1 protein-coding gene is annotated in these 450 nt (G+C 38.4%); it reads right to left on the minus strand.

Annotated features, from left to right (window positions below; translation table 11 throughout):
- The coding region (locus tag H4O21_RS28140; protein ID WP_220495858.1) for an alpha-2-macroglobulin family protein at positions 1 to 435 on the minus strand (435 nt) is incomplete at its 3' end.
- Positions 436 to 450 lie beyond the last annotated feature (15 nt).

Genomic DNA, 450 nt, shown 5'->3' on the forward strand with positions numbered 1-450 from the left:
AAAATCCTGACCTTGCATCAATTTAGAGATATCAATAGTATTTCCTTGTAAGTCTTTGTATTGCACCGACACACTTAATCCGCGTTGTTCTGCCAACTCTTTACCTAATGGTAATTTCCCTGAGTTTAAAAAACGGACATAAACCACATTGTCTTTGGTATTTTTCAATACTAAACGATTCACACCATCAGCAATGTTGAGGTCACGTTGGGCAATGGCATTTTTAGTAGTAATACTTTCCGTTTTTCCATTAATGGTATAGTTTAGGTGTAACGCTTTTCCGCCATTGGCATTTACCAGTTTCGCCATGGCTAACAAACTGTAAGCCGTGGTTTGTGTACTCATCCAGCGATTGCTTGATAAATCTTTAGCAATCGTTTCAGCTAATTCTCGGGTTTTTGAGTTTTTAGTCAGCACCATAGTTTCTAAAGCCATGGCGCGATTTCTATC

The sequence above is a fragment of the Oceanospirillum sediminis genome, assembly GCF_014164585.1.
Classification (GTDB): domain Bacteria; phylum Pseudomonadota; class Gammaproteobacteria; order Pseudomonadales; family Halomonadaceae; genus Oceanospirillum; species Oceanospirillum sediminis.